Source organism: Geobacter psychrophilus, assembly GCF_056821595.1.
The window spans coordinates 2,932,180-2,948,054 of sequence record NZ_JBXDTU010000004.1; the positions used below are offsets into that span (position 1 = coordinate 2,932,180).

The following is a 15,875-nucleotide window of genomic DNA, read 5'->3' on the forward strand; positions in this document are numbered from 1 at the left end:
CAGGCTAATGATCTCAATTACTTTCTAGGTTGGCAGCTTGAGTCGGTAACCCACCCCAGGCTCAGTGATGATATGCTGCGGCCGGGAAGGGTCGATTTCCAGCTTGCGCCGCAGATTACTGATATTGACCCGCAGCACATGAGGCTGCTCCAGGTAGGCCATGCCCCAGACCTGCTTCAGGATCTGACTGTGGGTCAGGACCTTGCCGGCGTGGACAACCAGCAGCCGCAGAATGTCATATTCGGTCGGTGTTAACGAGATTTCTATGCCAGCCACCATCACTCGCCGGCTGCCCAGATCCACCTGCAGGTCGGAACTGTTGAACACCGGTTCGGGAATCTCCTGCAGCGAGCGGCGCAGGTTGGCCCGGATACGGGCCAGAAGTTCACCGACACCGAACGGCTTGGTGAGATAGTCATCAGCCCCGGCATCCAAGGCTGCCACCTTGTCATTTTCGCGGTCACGCACCGACAGGACGATGATCGGCACCTGGGACCATTCCCGGATCCGTTTGATCACCTCGATACCGTCCAGATCCGGCAATCCCAGGTCGAGCAGAATGACGTCCGGACGAAACGCAGCGGCGGCAGCCAGACCTGCATGGCCGTTTTCTGCCTCATTCAGAGTGAATTCCTCACTGGACAATACCGTATGCAGAAAGCGCCGGATGGCCAGCTCATCATCGATAACAAGTATGCGGGGGAGGTTGTCCGTAGTTCGTTCAGCTGTCATAGTCTTATTCCCCCGTTTTTAGCAAGATAGAAGGTATTTTCTGCGTTTATTGGCAGGAAATAACTTCGTTAACGCGCTTATCCTGTTTATCAGGGTTAGCTAAAGGTAAGCGTATTACGATACTCAGCCCTCCACCTGTACGGTTTTCGGCACTGATCCTGCCACCGTGGGCTTCAACAATTCCCTTGCAGATGGAAAGTCCCAAGCCTGTCCCTCCAGCTCCTTCGGGAACCGGGATGCGATAGAATTTGTCGAACACGCGTTTCAGGTCGTGTTCAGGAACGCCCGGGCCCCTATCGGCAACTTCAAGCAGCAGCCATGGTGCGTCCGTTGTCGCGACAATCTCGATGGGACTATCCGGCGGCGAATATTTCAGGCTGTTTTCCAGCAGGTTGACCAGTACCTGAATCATCAGCACCAGGTCCATCGGTACCAGCGGCATGACCGGCAGCATTTTGAACGACACCTTGCGGGTGTCGCTGCGTGTTTCCAGTACGGCCAGGGCACAGCCCACCAGTTCCTGAACATCGCAGGGTTCAAGGTTGAGCTTGACTGCACCAGCCTCGATGCGGGTCATGTCCAGCAGATTGCCGACGAAACGGTTCAGACGCTCGGCCTCGCTACAGGCGGTATCCAGCAGCTCTCGGCGCGCCAGATCATCAAGATGCCCCCCTTTCTCCTTCAGGCTGGTGAGGACTCCGGTGACAGTGGACAGAGGGGAGCGCAGGTCATGTGAGATGGAGTTGAGCAGCGCCCGTTCAAGATTTTCCCGCGCCTGTAGAATCTGGGCCTGCTCGGCCTGGCGTGAAAACTGGATCCGCTCCATGGCCATGGCGGCCTGGGTGGCGAAGGCGTCCAGCAGACGGCGGATGTCCTGTGCGTGATAGGCAAACTCACTCTCCAGGTGTACTCCCATGACCCCCAGCACACTGGCCGGAGTCTGCAGGGGCAGATAGATCAGAGCGGCGGATACGAGTGTATCCGTGGCGCGCCCGGCCGGATGGTTGTTGCGGAAGGCCCAGTCGGCCACGGCTTGTTCCTTGACGTCCAGCACCAGCCCCTCGCTGGTCGCCTGGATATCGAGCCGTTCCCCTTCCGGCAGGAGGATTACCACTTGGGCGTTTAAGGCCTCTTCCACGTTTCTGAGCACCGCCTTCAGCACGGCGCTGATATCAACCGAAGCGGCCAGATCCCGGCTCAGGTAGTACAGGCTGGCGGTCTGCACCTCGCGGGTTCGCATCACCTCGGCTCGCTCCTTTGAACGGGCTACCAAGGTACTGATCACGACTCCAACCACGAACAGTCCCACAAAGGTCATCAGATACTGGGTGTCTGCCACGGCAAACGTCATGCGCGGGGGAATAAAGAAAAAATCGAAAGCCAGTACGCCGAGGCAGGAGGTGGCGATGGCCGCCTTGCGGCTGAGTCGCACCGCAGCTATCACTACAGCCAGCAGGTAGAACATGACCATGTTGGTTGGTGCCAGAAAGGGGCGCAGCAGTTCACACAATACTGTTGCGGCTAAAACAAGTGCAAGGCTGGCCGCATACCCACGCAGTTCAAATGGAGTGCGGCGCTTGTGTACGGTAGCGGCCCCAGCGGACGTATCCGGTTCGAAACTGACGATAACAACATCTATGGCCCCGCTTCTGCGGATGATGCGGTCCACGATCGGTGTTTGCAGGATTTTGCGCCAGTTGCGCCTGGTTGGTTTACCCATCACGATCTTGGTGATATTGTGTCGTGTGGCGTATTCCATAACCGCGTCGGTTATATCGGTTGCAGTGACGGACGCAACCAGGCCTCCCAGGCTCTCCGCCAGACGCAGGTCGCGCCAGATATGCTCCCGGTTCTCCCGAACATGACGACTGTCTGTCGGAGTTTCGATGTAGACCGTAAACCATTGCCCCTTCAACTCCTCGGCCAGACGACAGGTGGCACGGATCAGTTTTTCACTGTAGGGGCTGCCGCTGACGCAGACCAGCAGCCGTTCCGCCGTCGGCCATGGCCCGGCAATGGACTGGGTCTCCATGTAGGCGCGCATCTGGTCGTCCACCCGGGCGGCGGTCCGGCGCAGCGACAGCTCTCGCAAGGCCATCAGGTTGCCGGGACGGAAGAACTTCTCGATGGCTTTGGCAGCCTGATCGGCGATATAGATTTTCCCTTCGTGCAGGCGCTGCAGCAGGTCTTCAGGGGGAATGTCGATCAGTTTGATCTCGAAGGCCAGGTCCAGCAGGCGGTCCGGCACGGTCTCGCGCACGATGATGCCGGTGATCTGGGCCACCACATCGTTAAGGCTCGCGAAGTGCTGGATGTTGACCGTGGTATAGACATCGATCCCGGCTTCCAGGATCTCTTCCACATCCAGCCAGCGCTTCTCGTGCCGCGATCCGGGGGCATTGCTGTGGGCCAGTTCGTCCACCAGCACGATCTGCGGCCTACGGGCCAGGATGGCATCGATGTCCATCTCCGGGAGCATGACTCCCTGGTAGTTGATTTCCTTGCGCGGCACAACCTCCAGCCCCTCCAGCAGGTAGTCGGTTTCGGCGCGGCCGTGTGATTCGACATAACCGACCACCACATCGCGGCCATCGACCTTGCGTTTGCGGGCCGCCTCCAGCATGGCGTAGGTCTTGCCAACACCGGCGGCATAACCGAGGAAAATTTTCAGCTTGCCCAGTTCGGCGGTAACCTCTTCGGCCTGGGCTAGCTTGAGCATCGCCTCCGGGGATGGGCGTATGTCGTCGCTGTTGTTGGTCATTGGTGCAGTTTATCAATTTCCAGATTCAACACAAGCACATTCACCCGCGGTTCTCCCAAAAAGCCCAACTGGCGCCCTTCGGTTGCCTGGGCAACAGCCTTTACCAGCATGTCTTCGGATACGCCGCGCGCCTTGGCCACCCGCGCCACCTGAAGCCTAGCCGACTCTGGCGTGATGTGCGGGTCGAGCCCGCTGGCCGAGGCCTGCGCCAGGTCGGCCGGGATTGTACCGGTGACTCCCGTATCGCGGAGCGCCTTGACCCGGTCACCCACCGTCTTCAGGTAATCGGGGTTGGTGGGGCCTGAATTGGAACCACCCGAGGCCATCGAGTTGTAGCCAAAGTCGGTAGATGCGGAGGGGCGCGGCCAGAAGTATTTAGGGTCTGCAAAGGGCTGGCCGATCAGGGTCGAACCAATCTCCTTGCCGCTCTTGTCGGTTATGAAGCTCCCCTTGGCCTGTTTAGGGAATACGGCATAGGCGATGCCGGTGACCACGGCTGGGTAGATGCCGCCGCAGATGATGGTGAAGATTATGAAGAGCAGGATGGCCGGTTTTATGTCTTTCATTGTTTTGTCTCCTTTTGTGTCATTCCCTCCCACTTGACGGGGGAGGGTTAGGGTGGGGGTGAAGCTGGCAAGAGCGATTAGCTTGCAACATCTCCCACCCCCTAACCCCCTCCCGCATGGGGAGGGGGGACTTTTTTTACACCACCAACCCGATCACCATATCAATGACCTTGATCCCCACAAACGGAGCGATAATCCCGCCCACCCCATAGATCAGCAGGTTATGGATCAGCAGTTTTTCGGCCGGCATGGGGCGGAACTTGGTTCCTTTCAGGGCCAGCGGCACCAGCATCGGGATGATGATGGCGTTAAAGATAACCGCCGACAGGATCGCGCTCATCGGTGTGGCCAGATGCATTACGTTCAGCACTCCCAGTTGCGGGTAGATGGAGAGCAACATGGCCGGAATAATGGCAAAATACTTGGCCACGTCATTGGAGATACTGAAGGTGGTCAGGTTGCCGCGGGTCATCAGGATCTGCTTCCCTACCTCCACGATATCCAGCAGCTTGGTCGGGTTGCTGTCCAGGTCGATGATGTTGGCCGCCTCACGGGCCGGCTGGGTGCCGGTGTTCATGGCCACGGCCACGTCAGCCTGAGCCAGGGCCGGGGCGTCGTTGGTGCCGTCGCCGGTCATGGCCACCATGTAACCCTGTTCCTGGTACTCCTTGATCAGGCGGAGCTTCTCCTCGGGCTTGGCCTGGGCCAGGAAGTCGTCCACCTGGGCCTCGGCGGCGATGGCGGCTGCAGTCAGCGGGTTGTCGCCGGTGATCATCACGGTCTTAATCCCCATGCTGCGCAGTTGCAGGAAGCGCTCCTGGATGCCGGTTTTGACGATGTCCTTGAGGTTTATCACCCCCAGAATCTCACTACCCTTGCTGACTACCAGCGGCGTAGCCCCGCCCCGGGCGATCTTGTCAACCACATCGGCGAGATCAGCGGGGATAGTTGCAGCACCACTCTTTTTAACAAACGCAATCGTCGAGTCCGAGGCACCCTTGCGGTAGCTTGTACCCTGCAGGTTGATGCCGGAGAGGCGCGTGTCGGCACTGAACTCCACCACCTCCGTATCCTTGGGCGTTTCCCTGGTCAGTCCGTACTTCTGTTTTGCCAAAACCAACACACTGCGACCTTCCGGGGTATCGTCGGACAGCGACGCCATCAGGGCCGCCTCGGCCAGCTCCTGCTCGCTATGGCCACCCACCGGGACAAAGGCCACCGCCTCACGGTTGCCGTAGGTAATGGTGCCGGTCTTGTCCAGCAGCAGCACGTTGACGTCACCGGCGGCCTCGATGGCACGGCCTGAGAGGGCGATGACGTTCTTTTGGAACAGGCGGTCCATGCCGGCGATGCCGATGGCCGGCAATAGTGCGGCAATGGTGGTCGGCGCCAGACAGACGAACAGCGCCACCAGGATTGTTAATGATACCGGCGTACCATGACCGGCCGCTGTGACACTGTAGATCGAGAGTGGACTGATGTTGGCGCAAACCGCGAGGAAGACCACGGTCAGGGCGATCAGCAGCACCTCCAGGGCGACCTCGTTGGGGGTCTTACGACGTTTGGCCCCTTCGATCAGACCGATCATCCGGTCCAGGAAGGTTTCACCCGGGTTGGCGGTGATCCTGACGATGATGCTGCTGGAAATGACTGTGGTGCCTCCGGTTACGGCGCTGCGGTCGCCACCGGATTCGCGGATTACCGGGGCCGACTCGCCAGTCACCGCCGATTCGTTGACCAGGGCTGCACCCACAACAACGTCACCGTCACCAGCGATCATTTCATTTGCCTCGACCAGGATCAGATCACCTTTATGCAACTGGCTGGCGCCTACAGTGGTGAAAGCGCTTTTGAACTCTGGCTTGGAGAGCAGCTTGGCGGTGACGTTGGTGCGTGACGAACGGAGGCTGGCGGCACGGGCCTTGCCCCTTCCCTCGGCCAGCGCTTCGGCAAAGGTGGAGAAGATAACTGTCAACCAGAGCCAGGCAGTGACGGCGCCGGTAAACCAGGCCGGTTCCGTGTTGGCGCCGGTCAGCGACATAACGAAGGTCACCAGGGTGATGACACTGGCGATCTCGACGCACAGCATGACCGGGTTGCGCCAGAGGGTCCGTGGATCAAGCTTTTTGAGGGAGTCGAACAGGGCGCCTTTCAAAAGCGCTGCGTCGAAGGCTGATTGCGGTTGCTGTATATGTTTCGACATGACGTTAGATACCTCCCAGCATGGTCAGATGTTCAACAATCGGTCCCATGGAGAGGGCCGGAAAAAAGGTCAGGGCACCAACGATCAGGATTACCAGTGTCAGCCAGAGGGCAAAGGGAACCTTGTCGGTCGGCAGGGTGCCGAGGCTGGGGGGGACGTACTTCTTCTCCGCCAGGGAGCCGGCCATGGCCAGCACCGCGATGGCCGGTACGTAACGACCAAGGGTCATGGCCAGTGAACCAAACAGGTTGTAGAAATTGACGTTGGCGTTCAGGCCGGCAAAGGCACTGCCATTGTTATTGGCCATGGAGGCAAAAGCATAAAGCACCTCGGAGAGGCCGTGGGCGCCCGGATTGGCCATGGATGCCACGGCGGACTTCGAGATCATGGCGAGCCCAGACAGGATCAGTACCGTCACCCCGGCGGTCAGGATGGCTAGGATCGACATCCACATCTCGCGCACCTCGATCTTCTTGCCCAGGTATTCCGGCGTGCGGCCGATCATTAGCCCTGAGACAAAGACCGCGATGATGGCGAAGGCCAGCATGGTGTAGAGACCGGAGCCGACCCCACCGAAGATGATCTCGCCCAACAGGATCAGACTCAAGGGCATCATGCCGCCGATGGGGGTGAGTGAGTCGTGCATGGTATTGACCGCACCGCAGGAGGTGCCGGTGGTGGCCACGGTGAAGAGGTTGCTTCCGGCCAGGCCGTTGCGAACTTCTTTCCCTTCCATGTTGATACTCTGTACGCCCAGCTTGGCCACCAGCGGATTACCGCTGCTCTCCGCCCATTGCAGGACGCCGAAGGCACCGATCAGGATAAAGAGCATCACACCCAGCAGCATCCACCCCTGGCGGGTGTTTCCCACCATGACCCCGAAGGTGTAGGTCAAGGCGCCGGGGATCAACAGGATCAGCAGGATCTCGATAAAGTTGGAAAGCGGTGTGGGGTTTTCAAAGGGATGAGCCGAGTTGGCGTTGAAGAAGCCGCCGCCGTTGGTGCCCAGTTCCTTGATCGCCTCCTGTGAGGCCACCGGTCCCATCGGGATCGAAACCTCCTTGACGATCACGTTCTCGGTGACCGGGTTGCCCTTGGCATCCTTGAGCTGTGCACCGTTTGCGTCCATTTTGGACTTGTCGTAGTTGGTGGACTGGATCAACGGCACGGTCTTGTAGCTGCTTACGTTCTGGATCACCCCCTGGGAGACCAGGACGATGGAGAAGATGATGGAGATCGGCAGCAGGATGTAGAGGGTACAGCGGGTTGTATCGACCCAGAAGTTGCCAAGCCCGGAGGTTTTGCGACGCACGAAGCCGCGGATCACGGCGATCGCAATCACTATGCCGGTGGCGGCGGAGACGAAGTTGTGTACGGCCAAGCCCACCATTTGGGTGAAGTAGCTGGCCGCCTGCTCACCGACATAGGCCTGCCAGTTAGTGTTGGTCACAAAGCTGACCGCCGTGTTGAGCGCCAGTTGCCAGGTAAAGGCCGGGACTTTTTGCGGATTCAGCGGCAGCAGGTGCTGTGTCATCAGCAAGATGAAGAGCGACACAAACAGTGCCAGGTTGAAGAGCAGCACGGAACCGGCGTAGCGTTTCCACCCCATCTCCTCTTCCGGCTTCACACCGCTGATGCGGTAGATCAACCTTTCGCAGGGGCCCAGGACGGGCGACAGGAAGGTCCGCTCCCCCTGGAAGACCTTGGCCATGAAGGAGCCCAGCGGCTTGACCAGGGCCAGCAGTACGACGAAAAAGAGGATTGTTTGCAGCCATTCGTAGATGTTCATGATGTTTTCTCCGTGGTGTCTGACGTGCTGACATTGAGCAGCTGGCGAGCTATGTTCACCGGGATGACGGCCCAGGAGTTGCTCCGGCGGTCGAACACAGGTATCTGGCCATGTTCATAGTCGGGAGGTGGAACAGGTGTGATGCCCTCTTCATACTGAAGCATATCAGCATTCTCGAATGTTTCACCCGCGTAAAGACCGTTGTCAGTATTGAACAGATAGGCTTTCATGGCTGTGCTCCCTGTCATCAGGATGTTCTTCATGATTTTTAGTACGATAGAAGTTGCGTTCGGCATTTTTTGCCGAATGCAACTTCGTCAGCGTACTTATCCTTGTATAAGGACAGGGTAGCAGGGAGGAGATAAATTGGGTGTCAAAATGGGGGTCTGAAAGGTCAAGAGAGTATCAAGAAATGGCAAGGGGGCCGGGCGGCCCCCTCGTTACAGGCAAAAACTCCTGTTATGTCCGCACCCTGATCGGCATGATCACCGTGGTCAGGCCGTCCCACTGCAGGCGGCGCTGGATGGCAAAGGCGGTCTCGTTGTGCAGCAGCCGATGATAGAACTTCTCCAGGCGGAAGGTGATCTGGCCGGTGAAGACCGTGGAACGGGGAAATTCCTCTGCTGTATGTTTGCAGAGTTCCACGGCACTTTCCACCACGTCGGTTGCCAGCGCCGTGCGATACTCGGCGGCAAAGCCGAGCTTGCGTGCCATGGCCACATACTTTTCCAGGCCCGCCTGCACCGATGTCTCCAATGCCTCGATCTCCTCAGCCCCCTTGAAGGAACCGGAATCGATCAAGGCCACCGAGACAAAGATCACATTCTTGTAGGTCTTGGGAAAGGTGGAGAGTATGGAGAAGAGGGTGTGTACTCCGAAGCCGCTGTAACCCGAGACTAGCTGGATGGCGGTGGGGGCGTTGCGGTCGATGGCCGGCGGCTCTCCGTGTGCAGATACCGGCACATCCAGCAGGGTCTCGTCCAGATCCTTCATCCCCTGCCTGACCCTGACATAATGCCCCTTGATCAGGTAGCAGAGGCCGATCACCACCGATGTGATCACCAGGGTCATCCAACCCCCCTCGGCAAACTTTTCATAGGTTGTGATGGCGAGAATGGTCAGGCAGAGCAGCAGCCCCACCAGATGGACCAGCAGGTGACGGAACCACAGCGGGTCTTCCTTCCGGCGCTGAATGAAAAATTTTGACATGCCCAACTGGGACAGGGAGAAGGTGATGAAGACGTTGATCGAGTACATGACCACCAGGGCCGATACCGAACCGCCCGTGTAGAACAGCAGGGCAATGGCTGCGCTGCCCATCAGGAGGATACCGTTACGCATCGTCAGGCGTACGGACAGAGCGGCGAAGCGGTGCGGAAACCAGGAATCGATGGCCATGTTGGACATGACCCGCGGACCGTCCACGAAGCCGGCCTGGGCCGCCACCAGTAACAGGGCCCCCTCGGAGAAGATGGTGATAAAGGAGATCCAGTTCCCCATGGGCCAGCTGCCAAAGAGAGAATCGGCCAATACGGCATTAAGGGTCTTGCCCTCCACCGGCTTGACACCAACCAGGGAATAGCACAGGAAAAGCACCCCGGCGGTGAAGGCCAGCGATGTGGCCATGTAGACCATGGTGCGCTTGCCGGTCTGGACGCGGGGCTCGCGCATGATCTGCAGGCCGTTGGAGACCGCCTCGATGCCGGTGTAGGTACCGCCGCCCAGGGAGTAGGCCCGCACGAACAGAAGCAGAATGCCGAAGAGGCCGATACTGGAGATGTCGTGAGTTAAGCCGGCCTGGACATCGTTTGCCAGTGGGGCGATCTTGTCAGTATGGGTAAAAACCCCGTAAACCAGCATCAGCATATGGCTGGCAACGAAGGTCATAAAGATCGGGACCATGACCGATATGGATTCCTTGACGCCACGGATGTTGAGGATGATCAGGATCACTGTCAGGGCACAGGCCACCGGCACCTTGTACGGGTGGTACGCTTTGGGAATGAAACTGAAAACGGCATCGCAGCAGGAAGCGATCGAGATGGTAATGGTCATGACATAATCCACCAGCAGGGCGCTGCCCGAAACCACCCCGGCCTTTTCCCCCAGCATGTGGGTGGCCACGATATACCCACCGCCGCCGTTGGGAAAGTGTTCGATGATCCGCGAATAGGCATAGGAGATGATGAAGACCGTCAGCGCCGTGGCCAGGCCGAGAAATACGGCCAGATACGTATGTTCTCCCAACGCCTTGAATGCTTCCTCCGGACCATAGGCCGATGATGACAGGCCGTCGGCCCCCAGGCCGACCCATGCCAGGACCGGAATCAAGGCTAACTTGTGGAAGAGGTGCGGATCCTTAAGGTGCTTGGGGGTGCCAATGACAGCGCGGATAATTTTTGAGAGAAAATTGCCGTTGTTTGAATCTGTTTCCGTAGTCATTATGCCTCCGTGCATGGCGGACCTGCATGGCCAGGATCGGGTGAAGCGGGTTTCCTGTATGCAATTGTGTCCTGAAATTACGGTAACATTATCGGTATCAAGGAAGTATCAAGATGGTGGTTGACGGTATCAAGAAAACATAAAGAAGGGCAGGCGGTAATAGTGTATACATATTTGGGTTTTACTCTGCTGACAAAGCTGATACACTCATCTCCCTAATTTCCCGGCAGAGAGACCGATCCATGATAGAAAAAATCGTAGCACTTAAGGTGGATGTAGATACCTACGCCGGGACGCGGGACGGCGTGCCCAATCTGCTGGCCGATATGGCCCGCTTTGGCGTCAAGGCCACCTTTTACTTCTCCATGGGACCAGACAATTCCGGCAAGGCCATCCGGCGCATCTTTACCCGCCCCGGGTTTCTGCGGAAGATGCTGCGCACCAAGGCCCCGGCGGCCTACGGCATCAAGACCATGCTGTATGGTACGCTGTTGCCGGCGCCGATGATTGCCGAATCGTTCCCCCATGTCCTGCAGGAGACCGAACGGCAGGGGCATGAAGTCGGTATCCACTGCTGGGACCATGTAAAGTGGCACGACTATCTGCCCTGGTTTCCCAAACATCTGACCGCCATGGAGCTGGGGCGGGCCAGCGCCCTGTTTGATGAAATCTTCGGGCACCGGGCCACTACCACCGCGGCTCCCGGCTGGACCGTTTCTCCCGATTCACTGGAGGTGCAGGACGCCCTGGGGCTGTCCTATTCCAGCGACGGTCGCGGCAGCGCCCCCTTCTATCCGGTGATGGGAGGGCGTCGTTTTCGAACCCTGCAGGTCCCGACCACCCTGCCGACCGCCGACGAGATCTTGGGCGAGAACGGTGTCACACCTGAAAATATCCATGAGTATTACTGCAACCACCTGAAAGAAGGGCTGAATGTCCTGACGATCCATGCCGAACTGGAGGGCAATGCCATTCGGCCGGCCTTTGTCCGCCTGCTGGAGCGCTTCCAACAGGCAGGTGTCCGCTGCATCACGCTGGGGGAGGCGGTACGGAATCTTTCCGGTGCGCCGGCCTGTACGATCACCATGGGTGAGATTCCCGGTCGTGCCGGCAATGTTGCCATTCAGGGAGATGTGATCCCGTGATCTTCCGTTATTTCAAGGTCCGGCACCGCGATATGGTCTACCTCAAGTTCATCCTGGAGGCTTATGAGGGGATGAATGTCATGAGCACCGTGGACAATGTGGCCGGCATCATCCGGATTGCCATTATGGAGGGGTTCGAGGCGGACATGGATGCACTGCTGGCAGAGCTGGGGCAACAGGTTGTCATGGAAGCGGTGGAGTGGCATGAACCGCCATCTTTTTAAGGCACTCTTTGCGACTGTTGTTCTGTTTGTTCTTGTCGAGGCGGTCGTCTGTTCCGCCTCGGTCCTGCCCGGTATCGACGTGCTTTCCGCCCAAAACTACGGCATTCTGCAGAACAAGCGGGTCGGACTGATCACCAATCACACCGGCCGCAGTGCAAGCGGCGTCAGCACGATCGACATCCTTTACCGCGCACCGGGCGTGCAGCTGGTCGCCCTGTTCAGCCCGGAGCACGGTATCCGGGGCGAATCCGATGACAAGGTCTCATCCGGAGTGGATGCGAAGACCGGCCTGCTGATCCACAGCCTGTACGGGAAAAGCTGCCGTCCTACCCCCGGGATGCTGCGGGGCATTGAGGTGCTGGTGTTTGACATCCAGGATATCGGCACCCGCTTCTACACCTACATCGGCACCCTCTCGCTGGCCATGCGGGCGGCCAGAGAGGCCGGCATTCCCTTTGTGGTCCTCGACCGTCCCAATCCGCTTGGCGGGAAGCAGGTGCAGGGCGCCATCCCGACAACGATTCTGCCGGAGCGCACAAACGGCTGCGGTGCCATTACCTCGATCCATCCCATCCCCACCCGCCACGGCATGACCGCTGGCGAACTGGCCCGGCTCTTCAACTCCGAGTTCGGTATCGGCTGCCAGCTGACCGTGATCCCCATGCAGGGTTGGCAACGCTCCATGTATTTTGATCAGACCGGACTGGCATGGATCAACCCGTCTCCCAACATGAAAAGCCTGGATGCCGCCATCCTGTACCCCGGGCCGGGAACGCTGGAGACCACCAGCCTCTCGGTCGGCCGCGGAACAGCCAAAGCCTTCCTGGCGTACGGAGCGCCCTGGGTCGATGCCGCCGCAGTAATCAAAAACCTTTCCGCGCGGAAGATACCCGGACTCCAGTTCGAGGCCTGTTCCTTCATTCCGACGACCCCCGGTTTTTCCTACAAGGGCAGGACCTGTTACGGTGTCTGTGTCACAGCTCTGGATCGTGAACTGCTTGATCCGGTCCAGGCCGGTCTGCAGATGGTCCAGGCGTTTCATGATGTCCACCCGGGGCGTTTCCGGGCATACGGTGGTTTTGCGACCGAGGTGGGTGACAGGGAGGCGTGGGGGCTGCTGACGAAAGGTGCCATGAGGCCGGAGCAACTGCTGGAACGGTGGGATGTGGCGTTACGGCGCTTTATGGAGATTCGGAAGCGCTATCTGATCTACGGCGAGTGAAACTCTCCATCCTGTGGGATGGGTGAGTCACTATAGTGATATAATCTTTAGTCCTTCCCCCGTGCTTGAGGCATATACAAATGTGATCACGACCGGGGTCTCTAGCCATGTTCCGATGCGATAATCAATCCTGAACGAAAAACGAAAGGCCTTTACCCGGCTGCCGGGGGGCAGGTCCAGGTCGGCGGTCAGTTCACGTACTGCGGGCCAGCTGCAAGCCTGCTGGCGGCCCTCGATAAACTGCGGCAGTTTTCCCTGGCGCGGCATCTCGCAGCAACAGAAATCGAAGAACAGGGCATCGGCAAGCAGGCTGTCAGCGGCGCTATCCACACCGGATGCTGCCAGGCGAAAAAACAGCTCGTACAGCCGCAAGGATGAGAGCCCGGAAAGCGTCACTGCAGCGGCGTTGGCGGCCATGCGATCCAGCAATGCCGAGAGAGGTGCGGTGCGGGTCAGCAAGTGCAGCGCTGTGCCAAACCCGCTGTGATTGTAAAACAGGTCCAGCAGTCGGCCGATTGTCTCGATGCGGCCGATGGCATCATAGGACAGCCAAGGATTGCGCAGGATGATATAGGGTGGTGTTTCAGAAAAATGATACGCCTCTCGAGCGGCAATCTCACGCATGGGTGCCCCTTTGAGCACCTTGAGCGGTTCGACCTGAATCTGATGGGGGTGGAGATCTGCCACGGCCTGCAGCGATGTCAGGAAGGCCCCGTAATCCTCGCCCGGCAGGCCGGCCACCAGGTCAAGGTGCAGCTCGACAGCGGTTTCGGCCCGCAGTCGGCGGATGACATAAAAGATGCGCCCCAGATCGGCGGTGCGATTGACCTGTTTCAGGGTGTCGCTGGATGCCGACTGGACACCGATTTCAAAACGGAACATTCCGGCCGGCACCCGTGCCAACAGTTCAAGAGAGGCATCGCTCAACAGGTCGGCGGCGATTTCAAAGTGAAAGTGGCTGCCCCGGTTGTGCTCCAGGATGAAGCGCCAGATCTCATCAGCCCTGCGGGCATCAAAGTTGAATGTGCGGTCGACCAGCTTGACCTGGGGCACCCGCTTCTGCATCAACAACTGCAGATCGCTCTTGATGCGCTCCATGGAGTAGGAACGCACCTGCCCTTCAACGGATGACAGGCAGAAGGCGCAGGAAAAAGGACAGCCGCGGGAGGTTTCAACGTAGGTCAGCGGCTTGTCCAGATCCACCAGCCCGGCTTCGAACGGGGAGGGTATGCTGTCCAGCTGCAGGTATTCCCGGTTGTGGGGGCCGCTGGAAATATCATTGCCATCGCGGAAAAACAGGTTGCTCATCTCTTCAAAAGCGGATCCGGAAAGTAATTCCGGGTCACGGCTGGCCAGTGTCCCTGCCAGTTGGCGGAATACGGCCTCACCCTCGCCCTTGATGACAAAATCAATTGCCGGATGGTTGTGCATCAGCTCAAAAATGCCAAAGGATACCTCAGGGCCGCCCAGCACAATGCGTGTTTCCGGGGCAATCTTTTTGATGTCGGAAACGATCCGCAAGGTCTTTTCCACATTCCAGATATAGCAGGAGAAGGCCACCAGGTCTGCCTGCTCAGTCATGATCTGGCGCAGCAGATGTTCGCGCGGTTCGTTGACGGTGTACTCGCGGATGGTGACCGAAACTCCCGGCAGGTCGCGGCAGCACGACGCCAGGCAGGGCAGTGCCAGGGAGGCGTGGGAGTATTTGGCATGCAGAGTTGTCAGCAGGATTTTCATGTCAGAACTGTACCATATAGCGGTTGTCACGCATCTGTATGTGTGTTTTCAGCGGGCTCGAAAGACTGTTCAGTTGATCGATGATCTCCGCGGCCCGCTTGCCGGATGCAGGCTGCGGCTGGAATCCGACCCGACGGTGGTTGATTTCCAGCGGCAGCAGTTCGGCCTCACGCTGCCCTTCGCTGAATCTCAGCCGTACCAGGGCGCCGGCATCCGCGGATGTACCCTTGCTGGCAAAGGTGAAGTTGCCCAGGCTGTAAAAGATTATGCCTGCTTTGTACTTCTCGATACCCCGCAGTACATGGGGATGGTGGCCGATGATCACATCCGCGCCGGCATCGATGGCCGTGTGGGCTATCGTTCGCTGGTATGGCTGGATGTCACTCCTGCCCTCCGTGCCCCAGTGGAAGCTGACGATGACGTAATCGGCCTGCTGTCGTGCCCGCAGGATGTCCTCGACGAAGTATTCTTTGTAACCGGGGGCTGTGCCGGGACGGTGTTTGCCGGCAAAGAATTCCGCCGGCTGGGTCAGCGAGTATCCCAGAAATGCAATCCTTTTGCCTTTGATCGTATAGAGCGCTATCTTGCGGGCCTCGGCAAGATTCTCTCCGGCGCCGATCCAGGCGATGCCGGCATTCTTCAGGTGTTCCATCGTATCGGCCAGGGCCTGTCCGCCAAAATCCATACTATGGTTGTTGGCAAGGGTCACCAGGTTGATGCCGGCATGCCTGAGCGCTCCGGCCAGCTCCGGTTCGGCCAGGAAGCGGAATTTTTTGCCAATAAACTCCTGGCCGCTGCGTGCAATTGGTGACTCCAGGTTGGCGATGGTGATGTCGGCGGCTTTCAATTCCGAAGCAAGCCCCCGAAACGGGAAATCATAGCCGCTGTTGCGAATGGAAGCCGCCCAGCGGCCGGCCAGCATGACATCACCAACGGCATTGATAATGATCTCCCCGGCCTGTACGGTCAGCGGCAGGCAGGTGAGTGCGAAGGTGAGTATGATTGCGACTGCTCTCAGGTGCATTTGGGCTCTTTTGAATTGACGGGAGGGTGA

At 58.6% G+C, this 15,875-nt stretch carries 12 protein-coding genes; 3 read left to right on the top strand and 9 right to left on the bottom strand.

Going from position 1 to position 15,875, the window contains the following annotated elements:
- Window positions 1-24 precede the first annotated feature (24 nt).
- From ACOCF6_RS16050 to ACOCF6_RS16080, 7 genes are all read right to left on the bottom strand, one after another.
- Window positions 25-732: a response regulator gene (locus ACOCF6_RS16050; RefSeq protein WP_482461343.1), complete on the bottom strand. Its 708-nt coding sequence runs from the start codon at window positions 730-732 to the stop codon at window positions 25-27.
- 46 nt (window positions 733-778) lie between these two features.
- Window positions 779-3,493 carry a DUF4118 domain-containing protein gene (locus ACOCF6_RS16055; protein ID WP_482461344.1) on the bottom strand — a complete coding sequence of 905 codons (2,715 nt, stop codon included), beginning with the start codon at window positions 3,491-3,493 and terminating at the stop codon, window positions 779-781.
- Window positions 3,490-4,059 carry a potassium-transporting ATPase subunit KdpC gene (gene kdpC / locus ACOCF6_RS16060; RefSeq protein WP_482461345.1) on the bottom strand — a complete coding sequence of 190 codons (570 nt, stop codon included), beginning with the start codon at window positions 4,057-4,059 and terminating at the stop codon, window positions 3,490-3,492. Before kdpC ends, ACOCF6_RS16055 begins: the two co-directional genes overlap by 4 nt.
- A 136-nt stretch (window positions 4,060-4,195) precedes the next feature.
- Window positions 4,196-6,262 carry a potassium-transporting ATPase subunit KdpB gene (kdpB, locus tag ACOCF6_RS16065; protein ID WP_482461346.1) on the bottom strand — a complete coding sequence of 689 codons (2,067 nt, stop codon included), beginning with the start codon at window positions 6,260-6,262 and terminating at the stop codon, window positions 4,196-4,198.
- Between the two features lie 4 nt (window positions 6,263-6,266).
- Window positions 6,267-8,051: a potassium-transporting ATPase subunit KdpA gene (gene kdpA / locus ACOCF6_RS16070; protein WP_482461347.1), complete on the bottom strand. Its 1,785-nt coding sequence runs from the start codon at window positions 8,049-8,051 to the stop codon at window positions 6,267-6,269.
- Window positions 8,048-8,281: a hypothetical protein gene (locus ACOCF6_RS16075; RefSeq protein WP_482461348.1), complete on the bottom strand. Its 234-nt coding sequence runs from the start codon at window positions 8,279-8,281 to the stop codon at window positions 8,048-8,050. The genes kdpA and ACOCF6_RS16075 overlap by 4 nt, the downstream gene beginning before the upstream one ends.
- A 229-nt stretch (window positions 8,282-8,510) precedes the next feature.
- Window positions 8,511-10,493: an APC family permease gene (locus tag ACOCF6_RS16080; RefSeq protein WP_482461349.1), complete on the bottom strand. Its 1,983-nt coding sequence runs from the start codon at window positions 10,491-10,493 to the stop codon at window positions 8,511-8,513.
- 242 nt (window positions 10,494-10,735) lie between these two features.
- On the opposite strand from ACOCF6_RS16080, the gene ACOCF6_RS16085 reads away from it, so the two are divergent.
- From ACOCF6_RS16085 to ACOCF6_RS16095, 3 genes are read left to right on the top strand one after another with little or no spacing between them, the layout of a single operon-like run.
- Window positions 10,736-11,638, top strand: a complete 903-nt coding sequence (locus ACOCF6_RS16085) for a 4-deoxy-4-formamido-L-arabinose-phosphoundecaprenol deformylase (RefSeq protein WP_482461350.1) — start codon at window positions 10,736-10,738, stop codon at window positions 11,636-11,638.
- Window positions 11,635-11,862 (top strand): DUF4911 domain-containing protein, encoded by a 228-nt coding sequence (locus ACOCF6_RS16090; protein ID WP_482461351.1) that lies wholly within the window; start codon window positions 11,635-11,637, stop codon window positions 11,860-11,862. Before ACOCF6_RS16085 ends, ACOCF6_RS16090 begins: the two co-directional genes overlap by 4 nt.
- Window positions 11,843-13,084, top strand: coding sequence for an exo-beta-N-acetylmuramidase NamZ family protein (locus ACOCF6_RS16095; protein WP_482461352.1), 1,242 nt, complete (start codon window positions 11,843-11,845; stop codon window positions 13,082-13,084). Before ACOCF6_RS16090 ends, ACOCF6_RS16095 begins: the two co-directional genes overlap by 20 nt.
- Window positions 13,085-13,114: 30 nt before the next feature.
- Here ACOCF6_RS16095 and ACOCF6_RS16100 read toward each other — a convergent pair whose 3' ends face one another.
- Together ACOCF6_RS16100 and ACOCF6_RS16105 are read right to left on the bottom strand one after the other, a co-directional pair.
- Window positions 13,115-14,821 carry a B12-binding domain-containing radical SAM protein gene (locus ACOCF6_RS16100; RefSeq protein WP_482461353.1) on the bottom strand — a complete coding sequence of 569 codons (1,707 nt, stop codon included), beginning with the start codon at window positions 14,819-14,821 and terminating at the stop codon, window positions 13,115-13,117.
- 1 nt (window position 14,822) lies between these two features.
- Entirely contained in the window at window positions 14,823-15,845 is a 1,023-nt protein-coding gene (locus ACOCF6_RS16105) for a CapA family protein (protein WP_482461354.1), read from the bottom strand.
- Between the last annotated feature and the right edge of the window lie 30 nt (window positions 15,846-15,875).